The sequence below is a fragment of the Anaeromyxobacter sp. K genome (assembly GCF_000020805.1).
In the GTDB taxonomy this organism is placed as follows: Bacteria; Myxococcota; Myxococcia; order Myxococcales; family Anaeromyxobacteraceae; genus Anaeromyxobacter; species Anaeromyxobacter dehalogenans.
Genome location: NC_011145.1, coordinates 3,583,422 through 3,600,050 on the forward strand (window position 1 = coordinate 3,583,422; position 16,629 = coordinate 3,600,050).

The window sequence follows — 16,629 nt, forward strand, 5'->3', positions numbered from 1 at the left end:
TCACCGGCGCGCTACGGACAGCCGAACGGCCGGGTCGCCGCGCCCTGGTACAGGTCGCAGACCGGGACGCGCGCGCCCGGGGCGTGGCAGTCCGTGCACGCCGAGATCGCCTGCGCCCGGGGCGCGACCTCGTGGTTCACGTTCATGAACATCTCGGTGTCGCTCCAGCGCCAGTCCACGCCGCGGACGAGCGCGCGGAACAGGCGCACCGGCTGCGTCGAGACCACCGGGGCGGCCGGGTTCGGCAGCGCCGCCTCGTGCCAGCGGAGCGTGTTCGCGTCCACCGCGGTGACCGCCTTGATGCCGGGCGCAAAGCCGGCGTCGGGCGTCATCACGTTGTACGTGCCGGAGGCGAGTCCGTGCCCAGGCGCGTCGAGCGTCACGTCGCCGGCGGCGTCGCGCGTCGCGTGGCCGGCGGCCACGGTGACGAGCACGGGGACCTGCCCCGCGGTGGCCGCGCCGAACGAGACCACGTCGTTCCACATGGCATCGAGGAACGCCGCGTAGGTGGCGTGGTCGCCGTACCTCGGCCCGGTCGGCGCGGCGGAGGTGGCCGGGACGACCGGGATCGACGCGCCCGCGGCGGTCGGATCCGGCTTCGTGCCCCACAGCGACCAGGCGCCGAACACGTGCGGCACGATGGCGAACGCGCCGTCGATCATCACCGGCTGGCGCCCCTGCATGTGCTTGAACGGGGTGACGCGCGCGCCGGCGTCGCCCAGCCGGGCGGCGGGCTCGGACAGCGCGATGGGCGCGCCGGCCGCCAGCCCGTCGGCGGGGTCGAACGAGGCCAGGGCGCCGGCGACGGTGGTGTGACGGGCGGTGCCGTCGTACCAGCGGTACGCCGGCTTCACGCCCTTCTCCATCACGAACACGCCCTTCTGCCAGTTGTAGTCCACCTCCACCCCGTCGATGACGGCCTTGGACGTGCCGAACGCCGGGCTGGCCGGGTTGGTGACGCACGCGTCCACGATCGCCTGCGGCGCGCCGGGGTACTTGCAGTCCTTGTAGCCGGCCTGCTCCCAGTCCCAGCTCGTCTTGGTGGCGAGCTGGCGCGAGAACGCGGGCACGTGGCAGGTCTGGCACGCCACCGCGGCGAGGTGCTTCGCGGTGTGGATGGGCGCGGTCGGCGCGTGGCAGTCGGCGCACGCGAGCGGCGCCTCCTCCACCATGGCGACCGAGAGGCCGGTGCCCTTCATGCGGTCGTGGCGGAAGGCGTCGCCGGCGTGGCAGTCCACGCACAGCGTGGGCGCGCCGGCGTTCGCCGAGCCCATGTGCACGTCCACCTCCGGGCCGGCAGGGGCCGCCAGCGACGAGGCGAGGTCGCCCATCTTCACGTTGTCGCCGCCGCCCGCGTAGAAGTGGCACTTGCCGCAGTTGTCGCGGCCGGGGCGCCGCACCGAGCGCGCGGCCTGGAGCAGCACGTCGGAGAGCTTCGCGGCGTACTCCGGCGAGCCGGGGGCGACGCAGGCCGGCCCGGCCTCGAGCGGGAGGCACACCTGCGTCCCGGTGCAGGCGGGGCTGCAGCCGGAGACGGGCTTCACGTCGGCGACGCCGAAGTTCTTCTGCGCCTTCACGTAGCCGGTGCCCAGGTCGGCGTGGCACACCAGGCAGTCCACGCGGCCGGCGTCGGGCGCGAGCTGGTAGGCGAGCTTCTTCTGCGCCGGGTCGCCGTAGCCGGCGTGGCACTCGCCGCAGCGCCCCTCGTTGCTCGGCACCGCCACGCAGAAGTCGTTGATGAGCCCCTTCTTGCCGACGGTCCCGTCGTCCACCGGGTTGCCGGCCGCGTCGCGGAGCCCGGGCGTCGGGCCGGCCCAGCGGAAGTGCGCCGAGGCCAGCATCTCCTGACCGGCGCCGGCGTGGCAGGTGAGGCACTCGGCGGTCACCTCCTCGCCCTTCGTGAACGGGCCGGTGAGCCACGCGGCGTGGATGTTCGTGACCTCGCAGCGCAGCGCGGTGGCGTTCCAGGCCTGGCCCGGGCCGCAGAGGGAGGCGGTGGCCTCGCAGCGCTGCGCCCCCGCGTTCCACGCCTGCCCGGCGCCGCACACGCCCACGCAGGCGGCGGTGCCGCCCGCCGCGAGGCACACCTGGTCCTGCGCGCAGCCGCCGGCGCAGGCGCTGGAGAGGAGCGGCACGCAGGTCGCGGACGCGCCGGCGCCCTGGCACACCGTGCCCGCGCCGCAGGCGGGGCTGCAGGCCTCCACCGCGACGCAGGCGCCGCCCACGCAGGCGGCGCCCTCGCCGCAGAAGTCCTGGCACTTCTTGTCCTCGGTCGACGAGCAGCCGGCCAGCCCGGCGGCCGCGACGAGCGCGGCGACGGCGAGGCCGTGGATCATTCGGATCAAGACGTTCTCCTCGGAACGGGGTTCACCGCCGGTGGCGGCGCGCCGCGCGCCCGCGGGCGGCGGCGCCGGCCGTTGAGCAACGTGCGTGCCCCACCGTGTCGCCCCGCGACGCCCTGCGCGGTTCCGTCCCCGTCCCGAGCCATCCCGGGCAGATGGCGCGGCGGATCCCCGGGCGCCGCCCGCCGGGACGTTCACGCGTGAACGTTCGCCGTCTCGTTCACGCCGGCGCCGTGAACGCCCGGCCGCCGCGCCCGGGCCGCGGCCCGGAAGCCCTCGGAATCCGGCCATGCGGCGATCCGCCGCAGCGCCGCGCGGAACCTTCGACAGGACGTGCGGCTCCGATCCGGCGTTCACGTGAACGCCGGAGGAGACGTGCCCCCGCCCAGCGCCGCCCCCCTCCCGTTCCTCGGCCTCGGCAGCGAGGACGCGCTCCGCGCCGTCGCCGACGCGCTCCCCGACGGCCTGTTCACCACCGACGCCGCGGGACGCATCACGTTCTGGAACCGCGCCGCGGCGCGGATCACCGGGTGGTCCTCCGGGGACGCGGTCGGGCGGGACTGCTCGCTGCTCGCCGGCGATCCGGTGCACGGCTGTGCCTGCGGCGCCGGGCCCATCCGCTGCGGCATGGCCGAGCGCGAGCGCACCTCCAAGACCTGCTCGGTGCGCACGCGCGACGACCGCCTGCTCGTGATCGTGAAGAGCGCCGTGCCCCTGCTCGCGCCCGACGGCACCGCGGTCGGGGCGCTCGAGTCCTTCAGCCCGGTGGACCCGGTGCCCGGCGGGCGGCGGCAGGACGCGTGCGCGCGGCCGCAGGCGTCCGGGCTGCTCGGTCGCGGGCCGGCCATGGAGGAGCTGCGCCGGATGATCGCGCTGGTGGCGCGCTCCGACGCCACGGTGATGCTGCACGGCGAGAGCGGCTCCGGCAAGGAGCGCGTCGCCGAGGCCATCCACGCCGGCAGCGCGCGGGCGGCCGGCCCGTTCGTGCGCGTGAACTGCTCCGCGCTGAACGAGAACCTGCTGGAGAGCGAGCTGTTCGGGCACGTCCGCGGCGCGTTCACCGGCGCCCTGCGCGATCGGCGCGGGCGCTTCCAGGACGCGGACGGCGGCACCCTGCTGCTGGACGAGATCGGCGACATCTCGCCGCTGGTGCAGGTGAAGCTGCTGCGGGTCATCGAGCAGCGCCAGATCGAGCGCGTGGGCGACTCCGCGCCGGTCCCGGTGGACGTGCGCATCGTGTGCGCCACCCACCGCGACCTGCGCGCGCTGGTGGACGCGGGTCGGTTCCGCGCGGACCTGTACTTCCGGCTGGCGGTGTTCCCGCTGCGCGTCCCGCCGCTGCGCGAGCACGTCGAGGACCTCCCCGAGATCGCCACCGCGTTCCTGGAGCGCCACGCGCCGGCCCGCGGAGGGCGGCCGCGCGCCCTCTCCGCCGCCGCGATCGCGGCGCTGTCCGCCTGCACCTGGCCCGGCAACGTGCGGGAGCTCCAGAACGTGCTCGAGTTCGCGGCGCTGCAGGCGGGCGACGGTGACCTCGGGATCGAGCACCTCCCCGCCGAGCTGCGCGGCGCCTGCGCCCCGCCGGCCCGCCGCCCGGGGGCCATGCCGGGGCCGGAGGAGATCCGGTCCGCGCTGGAGGCCTGCGGCGGGCGCCGGGCCGAGGCCGCGCGGCGGCTCGGCATCTCGCGGGGGACCCTCTGGAAGCGGATGCGGGCGCTCGCGCCGGGCTCGTCCGATCCGGGCTAGGCCGCCGCGGTCCCTCCGGCATCCGCCGCCCGCTGGCGGGCAAGTGCCCGATCTCGCAGGGCGGCAGGCCATGCGTCATGCGCCGGATGGCGCGTCCGCGCGCGCCCTCCCATCGTGACCGTCGCCCCGGGCCGGTCCGGGCTGCGCGACGGAGGTTCACCATGCGGAAGATTGCGATCGCGGTGGGGACGTGGGGGCTGCTGCTGCTCGGGGGGCGTGCGCTCGGCGCCGAGCCCTCCCCCACGCAGGCGAACCTCCAGGCGGCGCACCAGCGCGATCTGGATGCGCACGCGCGGTACCAGGCCTTCGCCCTCGCCGCGGACCGCGAGGGCTACCCGGGCGCGGCGGCGCTGTTCCGGGCGGCGGCACGGTCCGAGCAGATCCGGGCGGAGCAGCACGCCGCGGCGCTCCGTCGCCTGGGCGGGTCGGTGACGACGGCCGCGGCGGTGGTGGGGACGGTGCGCGACACCCCGTTCAACCTGCGGGCGATGCTGTCGCACGAGAGCGCGGAGCGGTTCGGCTCCTACCCGCGCGCGGTCCGGCAGGCGCGTCGCGAGGGGCTGGCGGAGGCGGCGCTCGGCTTCACGCTCGCGCACGCGGTCGAGCGGGAGCTGGTCGCGCTGTATCAGGACGCGGTGGGGCGACTGGACGCCCTCCGCACGCCGGGCGAGCCGTTCCACGTCTGCCGCACGTGCGGGCACGTGGCGCGCGGCGCCCGGCCGCCGGAGACGTGCCCGGTGTCGCTCTCGCCCGCCGAGGCGTTCGAGCGCGTCCCTTAGCGCACGCCGCGCGGGCCTCAGGCGGCGAGCGGCACCAGCGGCGGCTGGAGGTCGCCGGGATCCACCCCGACGAGCTCGCCCGCCTCCTCCGGCGTGAGGCACCGCTCCGCCACGAGCATGCGCCCTGCGAGGGCCCGGGCGGCGCGCGCCCGGCGCGCGTCGCGCACCAGCAGCGACGCGTGCAGCGCGCGGCGAGCGTCCGCGGGGATGGAGCTTTCGACCAGCAACATGGGAACGAGGGACCAGGTGTTCATCGGCACCCCTGGTTCTTAATTCGATGTCGGTCGATTTTCAGCCGAAAGCGGGCGGCGCGCCGAGGGGCCCCCGGCAGCGGGAGGGGATCAGCCGCCGCGCGCCCGCGATTCCGCGAGCTTGCGCGGGGGCGGGGGCGCGAGGGTGCGGGCCCGCAGCGCCTCCAGGTACGCCTCCATCACGTCGCGCCGGAGCCGGAAGTACGCGAAGTGCCCCTCCCGGCGCCGCTCCAGGAGCTGCGCCGCCACCAGCTCCTTCAGGTGGTGCGAGACGGTGGACTGGCACAGGGCGACGCCCTCCACCAGCTGGGAACAGGCCACCTCGCCCTCGGCGGCGGCGCGGCGCAGGATCTCGCAGCGCTGCGGGTCGGCGAGCGCCCGCGCGATGGTGCAGAACTCGTCGTCGGTGAGCTGGACGGGCATGGGCGCTCCTGGCGGGCCTTCGATAGCCGTCGATGCGCGCCGCGTCAAGGCCGGCTGCTCCGCGCCGGGCGGAGCGAGTCGCGACCGGCTATGCATCCCCCGCCGCCCGGGCGCCCCGCGCCCGAAGGAGAAAACCCGTGATCGCCATCACCGCCGCCTCCGGAAAGCTCGGCCACCAGGCCGTCGAGGCCCTGCTGAAGCGCGTCCCCGCCGCAAGGCTGGTGGCGCTGGTCCGCCACCCGGCCCGGGCGGCCGATCTCGCCGCCCTCGGGCTCCAGGTTCGCCAGGGCGACTACGACCGGCCCGCCACGCTCGGCACCGCGCTCGCGGGCGTGGAGAAGCTGCTCTTCATCTCCGGCAGCGAGGTCGGCCGGCGCGTGCCGCAGCACCAGGCGGTCGTCGACGCCGCCCGGCGCGCGGGCGTCCGGCTGGTGGCGTACACCAGCATCCTGCACGCGGACACCTCCGGCGTGATGCTCGCCGTCGAGCACCGCGAGACGGAGGCCATGCTCCGCGCCTCCGGCGTGCCGCACGTGCTGCTCCGGAACGGCTGGTACCTCGAGAACTACACCGAGCACCTGGGCCCGGCCCTCGCGCACGGCGCCATCGCCGGGTCGGCCCGCGACGGCCGGATCGCCGGCGCCGCGCGCGCCGACTACGCGGAGGCCGCGGCCGCCGTGCTGACCGGCGAGGGCCACGAGGGCCGCGCGTACGAGCTGGCGGGCACGCCCTTCACGATGGCCGACCTCGCGGCGGAGGTCTCGCGCCAGGCCGGCAAGCCGGTCGCCTACCGCGACCTCCCGCCCGCGGACTACCGCGCGGTGCTGGTCGGCGCCGGCATCCCGGGGCCGTACGCCGACGCGCTGGTGGACGCGGACCTGGGCGTCGCCCGGGGCGAGCTCGACGACGCGAGCGGCGACCTGGAGCGGCTCATCGGGCGACCCAGCACGCGGCTCGCGACCGCGGTGGCGACGGCGCTCGCCGCGCTCGGCGCGCGGCCGGGCGCCTGACCTAGGTCCAGGCCAGGGTGGCGCGCCGGGCCCAGTAGCGCGCCGGCGGCTCGACCAGCGCGGCGAGCCGCTCCTGGGCCTCGGCGCTCGGCTGCAGCTCGAGCGCGCGCAGGTTGGAGCGGAGCTGGTCCACGGTGGCGGCGCCGAGCAGCACCAGGTCCGCCCAGGGGCGGGCCAGCGCGGCCGCGAGGGCGAGCGCGTCGGGCGTGGTGCCGGCCTCGCGGGCCACGCGCGCGAGCGGCCCGTCGGACCCGACGTCGCCGCGCGGCCCGAGCCGCCCGTTCGCGAGCGGCTCCTTCACGATCACCAGCCGGCCCGACGCGTGCGCCTCGCCGAGCACCGCCTCGCAGGAGCGCTCGAGCAGGTTCCAGGTGCCCTGCACCGCGGTGAACAGCGGCCGCCCCCCGCGCTCGATCCCGAGCGCGCGCGCGGCCGCCTCGGCCTGCCCCGGCCCGCTCACCGTCACCCCGAGGCGCAGCCCGCCGTCGCGCAGCCGGGCCAGCTCGTCCAGCACCGCGCCGTCGCCGAGCACCGGGCCGTCCGCGGTCACGGAGTGGATCTGGTACAGCGAGAGCAGCGGGCCGAGCGCCTCGACCGACTCGGCGTGCTGCCGCCGCAGCGCCTCCAGCGAGTGGTCCTTCACCTCGTGCTTCTCGGCGTCCACGCGCCAGCCGCCCACGTAGCGGTAGCCCCACTTCGACGAGACGGTGAGGTCCCCGGGGCCGAGGCCGCGGGCGTCCGCCCAGGCGCGCAGGAAGGCCTCGCCCGCGCCGTAGGAGCGGGCCGCGTCGAAGTGGCGGATCCCGGCGTCGTACGCGGCGTCGAGCACCGCGTGCGCGTGCCGGCGGAGCTGCTCGGGCGAGCGGCCCTCGGGGAAGTCGGTGCCGTGTCCGATGGTGTGGTAGGCGGGGCGGCCCAGCGCGGCCATCCCCAGCCCGAGCCGGCGGACGGCGGGCGCCGTCCGCGGGGGTTGCGGGATCTCCATGCCGTATCCTTCTAGCAGGGATCCCGCCCCCCGTCCGCCAAAGCGGACGACGTCACTTCGCGAGCTTCGCGATGAGCGCGTTCGCCTCGGCGGGCGCGCGCTTGCACTCGAGCAGCGCGGTGAGCATCAGCGGCGCCACGATGGTCGCGTCGGACTCCACCACGAACATGGGCGTGTCCTGGGTGAGCTTGTCCCAGGTGATCTTCTCGTTGGGCGTCGCGCCCGAGTACGAGCCGTAGGACGTGGTCGAGTCGGAGAGCTGGCAGAAGTACGCCCAGGGCTTCACCGGCTCGCCCAGGTCGTACTTGATCGACGGCACCACGCAGATGGGGAAGTCGCCGGCGATGCCGCCGCCGATCTGGAAGAACCCGACGCCCTTGCCGGCCGACAGCTCCTTGTACTGGTCGTAGAACGCGGCCATGTACTCGATGCCGGACTTCACGATCGAGGGGCTGCACTCGCCGGTCTTCACGTGCGACGCGAAGATGTTGCCGAACGTGGAGTCCTCGTGGCCGGGGACCACGATGGGCAGCTTCGCCCGCGCGGCGGCGAGCAGCCAGCAGGCCTCGGGGTCGCCCTCGTACAGGTCGGTCCCGATCGACTGGATCAGCTCGTAGAAGTACTCGTGCCAGAAGCGGCGCTCGCCCTTCTCGGTGGCGCGCGTCCACATCGGGACGATGAACTTCTCCACCGCGCGGAACGCCTCGTCCTCCGGGATGCTGGTGTCGGTCACCCGGCGCATCCGGTCCTCGAGGATGCGGGTGTCGTCCGCCTTCGTGAGGTAGCGGTAGTCCGGGAAGTCCTTGTAGCTGTGGTGCGCGACCAGCCGGAACAGCGACTCCTCCAGGTTCGCGCCGGTGACGGAGAACCCGTGGATGAGCCCCGCCCGGATGGCGGGCGCCAGCGTGAGCCCGAGCTGCGCCGAGGACATCGCGCCGGCGACGGCCCAGAACATCTTCCCGCCCGCCTCCACGTGCCGCCAGTAGGCGACGAGCGCGTCGCGGGTCTGGCGCGCGTTGAAGTTCTTGTAGTTCGTGAGGACGAACTCGAGGACGGGCAGCTCGGTCTTCGGCATCTCGGCACCTTTCCGTCGCGCCGTCGAGGCGCGCGCACTTCGATCCGGGCGCTCGTACCCGACTGCGCCCCGCCGATCAAGCCCGGCGTTTCGCGGGGGCCCGGCGGGCGGCCGGCGAGGCGGTTCCCCGGCGCGCCCGGGGAGCGTATCGTCTCGGTCTCCCCCGAGGTGAACCGTGACGCTGCTGCGCCGCGCCGCCCCGCTCCCGCCGCGCCCCGCCCTCCTCGCCGTGGCCGCGCTGCTGGCGCTCGCGGCGCGTGCCGCCGCCGGCCCCGCGGCGCCGCCCGGCCCTTCCCTCGCGCCCGCGCCCGGATCCGGCGAGGAGCCGCCGCCGCTGCTGCAGCTCCCCGCCGACGTGCGCCCGGTCCGCTACGCGCTCGACCTGGAGATCCTGCCGGAGCGCGAGGACGGGATCCGCGGGCGCGCCGAGGTCGCGGTGGTGCTGGAGCGGCCGCTCGCCCGGATCTGGCTGCACGCGCGCGACCTCGCCGTCTCGGAGGTCACCGTGGAGGCCGCCGGCGGCGCCCGCGTTCCGGGACGGCTGACGCAGGTGCACCCCTCGGGCGTCGCGCGGCTCGACCTGCCGCGGGCGGTCGGGCCCGGGCCCGTCACCCTCCGCATGGCCTGGTCGGCGCGCTGGGGGCCGGCCGGCGCCGGCGCGTTCCGCGCGCGGGAGGGGGGCGAACTCTACGCCTCCACGCAGTTCGAGGCGGTCGACGCCCGCCGCGCCTTCCCGTGCTTCGACGAGCCCCGGTTCAAGACGCCGTTCGAGGTGACGCTCACGGTTCCGGCCGGGCTGGTCGCGATCTCGAACGCCCCGGAGCGCGGCAGCGAGCCCGCCGCGGGCGGCCTCCGCCGCGTCCGCTTCTCGGCCACGCGCCCCATCCCCACCTACCTGGTGTTCTGGACGGTCGGCCCGTACGACGTGGTGGACGCGCCGGCGCCGCCGAACGAGATCCGCCCGACGCCGCTGCCGGTGCGGTACGTCGTGCCGCGCGGCCGCGCCGCCGACGCGGCGTTCGCGCGCGAGGCCGGGCCGGCGCTGCTCGCCGAGCTGGAGCGGTGGTTCGGGACGCCGTTCCCCTATCCGAAGCTCGACCACGTCGTGGTCCCCGGGTTCCCGCTCGCCATGGAGAACCCGGGCGCGATCTCCTACGTGGAGTCCGCGCTCCTGTTCGACCCGCGTCGGCAGGGCCCGGACGAGCGCCGGTCGATCGCGGACGCCATGGCGCACGAGATGTCGCACCACTGGTTCGGCGACCTCGTCACCCTGCCCTGGTGGACGGAGATCTGGCTGAACGAGTCCTTCGCGCAGTGGATGGGGACGCGGGCAGTCCAGCGCTGGCAGCCGTCCTGGGGAGCGGACGTGGCCGCCGCCGGCGGGACGGCGCGGGCGATGCGCCAGGACGAGCTCGCGACCACGCGCGCCATCCTGAAGCCGCTCACGCGCATCGAGGAGGTGGAGGGGCAGTTCGACGGCATGAGCTACGAGAAGGGCGCCGCGCTCCTCGGCATGGTCGAGCGCTGGGTCGGCGAGGCGCCGTTCCGCGACGGCATCCGGCGCTACCTGGCGGCCCACGTGGACGGGACCGGATCGACCGACGCGCTGCTCGCGGAGATCTCCGCGGCGGCCGGTCGCGACGTCGCGGGGCCGTTCCGGACGTTCCTGTCGCAGCCGGGGGTGCCGCGGGTGGAGGCGGCCGTCGCGTGCGAGGGCGCGGCCGCGCGGGTCCGGCTCCGCCAGGCGCGGGCGCTGCCGCGCGGCTCCGGGGCGGCGCCGGGCGGCGCGTGGAGGATCCCGGTGTGCCTGCGCTACGAGGCGGCCGGCGCGGTGCGCGAGCGCTGCACGCTGCTGGAGCGGGCCGAGGCGACGGTGGCGCTCCCCGAGGGCTGCCCGGCGTGGCTCATGCCCGACGCCGGCGCGGCGGGCTACTACGCCTGGGCGCTCGCGCCCGCCGACCTGGCCCGGCTGCGCGCGCGCGGGCTCGCGCGGCTCTCCACGCTGGAGCGGCTGTCGTTCGCGCGCGCCGTCGCCGCGTCGGAGCGCGCAGGCGCGCTGCCCTACGCGGACGCGATGGACGCGCTCACCGCGCTGGCGCGGGACCCACGGCCCGAGGTCGCTGCCGAGCCCATCGAGGCGCTCGAGCACGCCCACGACTGGCTGGTGCCGCCGGCGGACCGGCCTGCGGTGGAGGTCGTGGCGCGGCGGCTCTACCGGCCGGTGCTGGCCAGGCTCGGGTGGTCCGCGCGGCCCGCGGAGTCGAGCGCCGTCCGCGACCTGCGCGCCCGCGTGGTGCGCCTGCTCGCCCTCACCGGCCGCGACCCGGCCGTCCGCCGCGAGGCGGCGCGGCGCGGCGCGGCCTACGCCGGGGTGGCCGACGGGAAGCTGCACCCGGAGGCGGTGGACCCCGAGCTCGCGCCCATCGCGCTCGCGGTCGCGGTGCAGGAGCGCGGGCGGCCGATGTTCGAGGCCGTCCTCGCGCGCGCCGTGGCCGCCCCGGATCTCGCGACCCGCGAGCGGCTGCTCCCGGCGCTCGCCGCGGCGGACGATCCCGACCTCGCGCGCCGCTTCGCGGCGGTGCTCGCGGCCGACGGCCTCCCGCTGCTCGAGCGCGTCGATGCCGTGCTGGACCCGCACGCGGTGCGCAGCGATCCCGCGTCCGTCGCCCGGCGGCTGGCGCTCCTCGAGGAGAACCTCGACGCGTGGGCGGCGGCGCTGCCGCCGTTCATGGCCGCCGGCCTCCCCGGGGCCGCGCGCGGGGCCTGCTCCGGCGAGGACGCGGCGCGGGTCGAGGCGCTGTTCGCGCGCCGCGCGGCGGCGCTGCCCGGCGTCGAGCCGATGGTGGCGAGGGCGGTGGAGCGGATCCGGCTGTGCGCCGCCGGCCGCGAGGCCGACGCGGGGCCGGCGTCGGCGTGGTTCACCCGCGCGGCCCGGCGCGGCGCCCCCCCGCACGCCGGCGCGGCCGCGCGCTAGCCGTCGCGCCGCCCGCGGCGGGCGCCCGCCCCCGCGGCGCCTGCCCTGGTGGGTCTCCCGGCCGAGTTCCCCTGGCCCATGCCGAACGACCGTTCTATTTTGCGAGCCATGGGGAAGGGCGCCGAGACGCGCGAGGCCATCCTGCACCGCGCCGTCCAGCTCGCCAGCGAGGTCGGGCTGGAGGGCGTCACCATCGGGCGCCTGGCCGAGGCCATGGACCTCTCCAAGAGCGGCCTGTTCGCGCACTTCCAGTCGAAGGAGGCGCTCCAGGTCGCGACCCTCGAGCACGCGGGCGCGCTGTTCGTCGAGGCCGTGGTCCGGCCGGCGATGGCGGAGCCGCGGGGCGCGCCGCGGATCCGGGCCCTCGTCGAGCGGTGGCTGCGCTGGCCGGAGCTGGTCCCGCAGCCCGGCGGCTGCGTCTTCGTGCAGGCCGCGGTGGAGCTCGACGATCGCCCCGGCCCGGCGCGCGAGCTGCTGGTCTCGATGGAGCGCGCGTGGCTCGGGACGCTCGCCCGCGTGGCGCGCGACGCCCGGGACGGCGGCCAGTTCCGGGCGGACGTGGACCCGGACCAGGTCGCGTTCGAGCTCCACGGGATCATGCTCTCCACCCACCACGCCTGGCGGCTCCTCGGCGACCGCCGCGCCCGGCGCCGCGCCCGCGCCGCGGTGGAGCGGCTGCTGGCGGACTGCCGGCTGCCCGCCTGACCTCGTCCCCTTTCCCGCAGCGCCCGAGGTGCCCGTGTCTCGTCCCGAAAATAGTACGAACGTTCGCTCTCCTGCCCGCCGCGCGCTCCGCGCCGGCCTCTCCGCGCTGTCGGAGGTGGCGCCCCGGCTCGCCGCCCGCGCCGCCGGCCGGCTCATCCTGACGCCGCCGCGGCATCGCCCACCGTCCGCCGAGCGCGAGGCGCTCGCGCGCGCCGAGCCCCTGGCGCTCCCCGGCCGCGACGGTGCGCTGCGCGCCTGGCGCGTCGGGCAGGGCCCGGCGGTGCTCCTGCTGCACGGCTGGGGCGGCCGCGCCGGCCAGCTCCTCCCGATCGCCGAGGCGCTCGCGGCGGCGGGCTGCAGCGCCGTCACCCTGGACGCGCCCGCGCACGGGGCGTCGCCCGGGTGCCTCGCGTCGATGATCCACTTCGCCGAGGCGGCCCGCGCGGCGGCGGCGGCGGTGGGCGCCCGCATGGCGGTGGGCCACTCGCTGGGCGGCTCGGCGGTCGTGCTCGCCATGATCCGCGGGCTGCGGCTCGACACGGCGGTGGCGATCTCGCCGCCGCGCGGGCCGGCCGGCTTCGTGGCCGACGCGGCCGCCGAGCTGGGCGTCTCCGCCGCGGCGCTCGGGGAGGACATGGAGCGAAGGCTGGGCGTCTCGCCGGACGCGCTCGACCTGCCGCGGCTCGCCCCGCCCGGCGCGGCGCCGCTCCTCGTGATCCACGATCCCGGGGATCGCGAGATCCCGTTCGCGGACGGTGCCGCGCTCGCCGAGGGCTGGCCCACCGCGCGGCTGCTCGCGACGCAGGGCCTGGGCCACCGCCGCATCCTGCGCGACGCCGGCGTGATCGCCGCCGTGGTGGCGCAGGCCCGGCAGTGGCTGCCGCGCTGCGGCGGGTGCGGCCGCCTGGCGACGACCGCCGGACCCGAGCCGCGCTGCGCCGGCTGCGCGATGGCGGACGACCTCTGGGACCGCGACGCCCGGTGGGCGGCCTCCTGAGCGTCAGCGGCCGCGGCGCCGATCAGGGGGCCGACGGGCCGGCGCCGAGCGGCGAGAGCCAGTAGGCGAGGCCGTTCATGTCGGCCACCGAGAGCGCCACGAACCAGCCCTGCGGGCCGGGCCGCGCCGCCGGGTCGCGCGCGCCGACGATCACCGCGAAGCGATCCTGCACCGCGGCGACGCGGGCCTCGATCCCCAGCCCGGAGGGTCCGTCCCAGTCGGCCCACCACTGCGGCCCGGCGCCGAACGAGAAGCCGCGCGCGTGGCCGAGCACGACCGCGCCGGCGGCGCTCGACCAGGTGTCGTGGGCGGCCCGGAACGCGACCGGCTCCAGCGTGGTGGCGATCGAGAGCCAGGGGCGCAGGTGGAGCTCCGGCTCCAGCCACGCGAGCGCGAAGCCGCCGCGCGACACGTCGAGCGAGAGCCGGTACGGGACGAGGCGGGCCGCCAGCGGGCGCCACGCCGCCTGGCCCGGAGCCGCCGTGGCCGGGAGCGTCGAGGGATCGAGCACCAGGCGCGGCGTCGGCCCGCGCTCGGCCTGGCGGCGCGAGAGCAGCTCGGCCGCGCCGAACGCCGAGATCATCGCGCCGGAGAGCGGGCCCGGATCCCTCCCGACCGCGGTGCGCTCCACCGCCAGCGCGCGACCCGCCAGCCGGTCGAGGGTGTCCGCCCACCACGCGTCCTGATCGCGCATCGCGAGGCGGAGCCCCTCCGACCCGGCGCGGTAGCCGTGGGCGGAGAGCGCGGCCAGGAACTCGCCGAAGCCGAGCTCCGCCGGGCAGAGCGCCTCCGTGTCCCCGGACCGGCACGGCACCCGGCGGTCGGTGAGCGCCTCGAGCGTGGCGAGGACCGGGTCGCCCGCCGGCGCCGGGCGTGGCGCCAGCTCGTCGAGCCAGCTCCAGCTCTCCTCCTGCCGGAGCAGCTGCGCGCGCGTGGACCGGCCGAGCCACGCGGCGAGCTCCAGCCCCGCGAGGCGCGCGACCACCTGGCTCGCGTACGGCGAGGCGCGGACGCCGAGGACGTCCACGGTACGCCGCAAGGCCTGGCCGACGCAGCGCTGGGTGGCGGGCGCGGTGAGATCCACGTCCGCCGGGCTCCCGCGCAGCCGGACCGGGCCCGCGTCGCCCGCCTCCGGCGCGCCGCCGGCGCACTCCGCCACCGCGATCCCGTGCGCCGCCTCGTAGACGCCCGCGTAGTAGTCGTAGCGGCGCAGGGGCCGGTCGAGGAAGCCGGCGAAGCCGGAGAGCTGGGCCCCGGCGAGCGGCGCGAACCGGCTGGGCGCCACCAGGCGGCGCTCGGTGGCGGCCCGATCGGCGAGCGCCACGGCGTCGACGCGGAGCGCGGCGACGCGCGAGGACAACCCGAGGAGGCGCGTCCTGGCCTCGAGCACGCCCAGCACGCCGCGCCACGCGCCGGTCATGGCGCGCGCCTCCCACTCGCCGCGCGCCAGCAGCGCCGAGGACGCGGCCACCGTCCCCTGGAGCGCGTCCAGGTCGAGCAGGGCGTCCCCGGGCAGCGTCGCGAGCCGCGCGCGGGCGCGGCGCGCCTCGGCGGCCACCCCCGGGGGCGCCACCGCGGCCAGGCGCTCGAGCTGGGCATCGAGCAGCGCGGCGAGCAGCGCGCTGGCGGCGCGCGTGAGGCCGTCCGAGCGGCGGATGGGCTCGAGGACCGCGGCGCGGAACCGGTGCAGCACCTCCTCCGGGAGGCCGCTCGCGGAGACGCGCTGCACCTCGTCGGCGAGGAACAGCAGCGACGACGCGACCAGGGTCGAGCGCCGCTCGAACGCCTCGGGGTCGGGGACCTCCGCGACGCGGCGCGCCGGCGAGGCGGTCGCGACCTCGCGGAGCAGCGCCGCGAGCCCGTCGGCGAGGCGCACCACCTCGGCCGCGGGGAGCGGCGCGTCCTGCGGCCCCGGCGGCGCGAGCGACAGCCCGCCCACCTCGCGCGTGCACGGCTCCGGCTCGCCGCCGCGGGAGACCGGCGCCGCCGCGAGCCGGTCGATGCAGGCGGAGAGCGCCCGCCCGAACGCGGCCCGGCTCACCGAGGCCGGCGCCGGCCCGGCGGCCCCGGGGCGCGGGGACGCGCGCGCCGGCGCGTACGCCGCCGCGGACGTCGCGCTCAGCTCCGCGAACTCCGCCGCCACCTCGGCGAACTCGCGCAGGACCCGCTGGGTGGTCCGGTTCCAGCCGCTCGCCCCGATGGTGCGCGAGAGCTCCGCGCTGCGCCCGGTGGCCAGCAGCCTCCCGAACAGGCGCAGGTGCCGGCCGAGCGTGAAGTGCTCGGGCGCGTCCGCGGCCGAGGCGTCGGGCGGCGGCCGGAGGCGCCGCAGCTCGGGATCCACCAGGAAGAAGATCACCGGGTGCAGCACGCTGCCCCCGCCGCCTGCGTCCACCAGGTCCACCGCCAGGCCGATGGGTGCGTTGTCGAAGACGCCGCCGTCCACGTAGTCGTGGCAGCGCACGGGCGCGCCCTCCCCGTCGGCGTCCGCCGTCGCGGGGGCGCACAGCCGCCGCGGCGCGAAGGCCATCGGCACCGCGGCCGACGCCAGCAGCGCGTCCTCGATCACCTGCGGCCGGAATGGCGCGGCGACGCCGGGCGCGGGCACGCCGTCGAGCTCGAGCACGCTGTCCGACAGCTCGCCGGGACGGAGCGCCTGCCGGTGCACGGCGACCGCCCCGTCCGACCCCACCTCCAGGCGCCACGGGATGACGAGCCGCTGCGTCGAGGTGGTGAGCCCCGCCACGTCGCGCTGCCGCGGCTCGGCCTGGGTCACCGCGATCCCGACCGGAACGCGGCAGCCGGGGCGGAAGGCCCCGGCCGCACCCGGACCGAAGAGCGCCGAGCGGATGAGCGCGCCGGTCCGCTCGAGCGCCGCCGCGGACAGCAGGCCGTCTCCCGGCCGGTAGCCGAGGGCGGAGCGCGGCAGCAGCTCGTCGAAGTCGAGGTCGATCCAGGCGCTCAGGAACAGGTTGTCGTCCACGTCGCCGGCGCGCTCCGGGCGCGCGCACCAGGTCGCGGCGGCGAGGAGCGCGTTCACCGCGCCGGCGGAGGTCCCGGTCACGGCCGCCAGCCGCGGCCGGAACAGCGCCGCGACCTCGGTCCCGCCCTCGCGGACCGCGGTGAGATACCGGACGGTGGCCCAGGACAGCCCCGCCTCGTACGCGCCCAGGCTGACCCCGCCGCTCACCGTGAACGCGACCAGATCGTCGGGCCGCCCGCCCGCCTCCGCCGGCGCGGGCCCCTCCGCGCGGGCGGGCGCGGGCGCCAGCATCGCGAGGCCGAGGGCGACGAGGGAGGCGGCGCGGCGCGGGATCACGGCGCCACTCTGCGCGACCCACCGTG

Annotated in this window: 12 protein-coding genes; 6 read left to right on the top strand and 6 right to left on the bottom strand. The window is 77.4% G+C overall.

Translation table 11 applies throughout. The features are described from left to right. Nucleotides 1-11: 11 nt before the first annotated feature. Nucleotides 12-2,336, bottom strand: coding sequence for a hypothetical protein (locus tag ANAEK_RS16045; protein WP_232288453.1), 2,325 nt, complete (start codon nt 2,334-2,336; stop codon nt 12-14). Nucleotides 2,337-2,717: 381 nt separating this feature from the next. On the opposite strand from ANAEK_RS16045, the gene ANAEK_RS16050 reads away from it, so the two are divergent. Together ANAEK_RS16050 and ANAEK_RS16055 are read left to right on the top strand one after the other, a co-directional pair. Continuing rightward, nucleotides 2,718-4,088: a sigma-54-dependent Fis family transcriptional regulator gene (locus ANAEK_RS16050; RefSeq protein WP_012527186.1), complete on the top strand. Its 1,371-nt coding sequence runs from the start codon at nt 2,718-2,720 to the stop codon at nt 4,086-4,088. 161 nt (nt 4,089-4,249) lie between these two features. Continuing rightward, complete coding sequence (locus ANAEK_RS16055) at nt 4,250-4,867, top strand: rubrerythrin family protein (RefSeq protein ID WP_012527187.1); 618 nt, start codon at nt 4,250-4,252, stop codon at nt 4,865-4,867. A gap of 17 nt (nt 4,868-4,884) precedes the next feature. On the opposite strand, the gene ANAEK_RS16060 is transcribed toward ANAEK_RS16055, so the two are convergent. Together ANAEK_RS16060 and ANAEK_RS16065 are read right to left on the bottom strand one after the other, a co-directional pair. Beyond that, nucleotides 4,885-5,121, bottom strand: coding sequence for a hypothetical protein (locus ANAEK_RS16060; RefSeq protein ID WP_012527188.1), 237 nt, complete (start codon nt 5,119-5,121; stop codon nt 4,885-4,887). 87 nt (nt 5,122-5,208) lie between these two features. After that, nucleotides 5,209-5,541, bottom strand: a complete 333-nt coding sequence (locus tag ANAEK_RS16065; RefSeq protein WP_012527189.1) for a helix-turn-helix transcriptional regulator — start codon at nt 5,539-5,541, stop codon at nt 5,209-5,211. A gap of 137 nt (nt 5,542-5,678) precedes the next feature. Here ANAEK_RS16065 and ANAEK_RS16070 point away from each other — a divergent pair, with 137 nt between their 5' ends. Next, nucleotides 5,679-6,551 carry an SDR family oxidoreductase gene (locus ANAEK_RS16070; RefSeq protein ID WP_012527190.1) on the top strand — a complete coding sequence of 291 codons (873 nt, stop codon included), beginning with the start codon at nt 5,679-5,681 and terminating at the stop codon, nt 6,549-6,551. Nucleotide 6,552: 1 nt separating this feature from the next. Here ANAEK_RS16070 and ANAEK_RS16075 read toward each other — a convergent pair whose 3' ends face one another. Then, nucleotides 6,553-7,536 (bottom strand): aldo/keto reductase, encoded by a 984-nt coding sequence (locus tag ANAEK_RS16075; protein WP_012527191.1) that lies wholly within the window; start codon nt 7,534-7,536, stop codon nt 6,553-6,555. 52 nt (nt 7,537-7,588) lie between these two features. Continuing rightward, nucleotides 7,589-8,611: a deoxyhypusine synthase family protein gene (locus tag ANAEK_RS16080; protein WP_012527192.1), complete on the bottom strand. Its 1,023-nt coding sequence runs from the start codon at nt 8,609-8,611 to the stop codon at nt 7,589-7,591. Nucleotides 8,612-8,786: 175 nt separating this feature from the next. On the opposite strand from ANAEK_RS16080, the gene ANAEK_RS16085 reads away from it, so the two are divergent. The 3 genes from ANAEK_RS16085 (at nt 8,787) to ANAEK_RS16095 (ending at nt 13,287) form a co-directional block, all read left to right on the top strand. Next, nucleotides 8,787-11,585, top strand: a complete 2,799-nt coding sequence (locus tag ANAEK_RS16085; protein WP_012527193.1) for a M1 family metallopeptidase — start codon at nt 8,787-8,789, stop codon at nt 11,583-11,585. Nucleotides 11,586-11,693: 108 nt separating this feature from the next. Then, complete coding sequence (locus tag ANAEK_RS16090) at nt 11,694-12,290, top strand: TetR/AcrR family transcriptional regulator (RefSeq protein WP_012527194.1); 597 nt, start codon at nt 11,694-11,696, stop codon at nt 12,288-12,290. Between the two features lie 115 nt (nt 12,291-12,405). Continuing rightward, entirely contained in the window at nt 12,406-13,287 is an 882-nt protein-coding gene (locus ANAEK_RS16095) for an alpha/beta hydrolase (protein ID WP_232288241.1), read from the top strand. Between the two features lie 22 nt (nt 13,288-13,309). On the opposite strand, the gene ANAEK_RS16100 is transcribed toward ANAEK_RS16095, so the two are convergent. Then, nucleotides 13,310-16,603: a patatin-like phospholipase family protein gene (locus tag ANAEK_RS16100; RefSeq protein ID WP_012527196.1), complete on the bottom strand. Its 3,294-nt coding sequence runs from the start codon at nt 16,601-16,603 to the stop codon at nt 13,310-13,312. Between the last annotated feature and the right edge of the window lie 26 nt (nt 16,604-16,629).

What these genes read in the sequence shown, in the direction of transcription:
- ANAEK_RS16090 (WP_012527194.1), top strand. Translation starts at nt 11,694, where the DNA reads ATGGGGAAGGGCGCCGAGACGCGCGAGGCCATCCTGCACCGCGCCGTC.
- ANAEK_RS16065 (WP_012527189.1), bottom strand. Translation starts at nt 5,541, where the DNA reads ATGCCCGTCCAGCTCACCGACGACGAGTTCTGCACCATCGCGCGGGCG.
- ANAEK_RS16060 (WP_012527188.1), bottom strand. Translation starts at nt 5,121, where the DNA reads ATGAACACCTGGTCCCTCGTTCCCATGTTGCTGGTCGAAAGCTCCATC.
- ANAEK_RS16080 (WP_012527192.1), bottom strand. Translation starts at nt 8,611, where the DNA reads ATGCCGAAGACCGAGCTGCCCGTCCTCGAGTTCGTCCTCACGAACTAC.
- ANAEK_RS16055 (WP_012527187.1), top strand. Translation starts at nt 4,250, where the DNA reads ATGCGGAAGATTGCGATCGCGGTGGGGACGTGGGGGCTGCTGCTGCTC.
- ANAEK_RS16075 (WP_012527191.1), bottom strand. Translation starts at nt 7,536, where the DNA reads ATGGAGATCCCGCAACCCCCGCGGACGGCGCCCGCCGTCCGCCGGCTC.
- ANAEK_RS16045 (WP_232288453.1), bottom strand. Translation starts at nt 2,336, where the DNA reads ATGATCCACGGCCTCGCCGTCGCCGCGCTCGTCGCGGCCGCCGGGCTG.